We start from the raw sequence: 332 nt of genomic DNA on the forward strand, positions 1-332 counted from the left end.
TAGATGATTGGGGTGAAGTCGTAACAAGGTAGCCGTATCGGAAGGTGCGGCTGGATCACCTCCTTTCTATGGAGAATCGCTTCCTGCAACGGAGGCATTCAAATTCGAGGCATCGCCAGATGCCTCAGCAGAAACCTTCGGGTTTCAAAACCGGCTTGTCACTCACTCGTTGTCAGTTTTGAAAGAGCAAGTCTCTTTCAATCGAAAGACGCTTCATCGTTTGGTGGCGATGGCGGAAGGGAACCACGCGTACCCATCCCGAACACGACCGTTAAGCCTTCCAGCGCCGATGGTACTTGGACCGCAGGGTCCTGGGAGAGTAGGACGTCGCC

2 rRNA genes are annotated in these 332 nt (G+C 53.9%); both read left to right on the forward strand.

Annotated features, from left to right (window positions below):
- Positions 1-66 (forward strand): 16S ribosomal RNA (locus tag M3223_RS24075); the annotation flags it as partial.
- A gap of 153 nt (positions 67-219) precedes the next feature.
- Positions 220-332 (forward strand): 5S ribosomal RNA (rrf, locus tag M3223_RS24080); the annotation flags it as partial.

Source organism: Paenibacillus pasadenensis (genome assembly GCF_023715725.1).
GTDB classification, from domain to species: Bacteria; Bacillota; Bacilli; order Paenibacillales; family Paenibacillaceae; genus Paenibacillus_O; species Paenibacillus_O pasadenensis_A.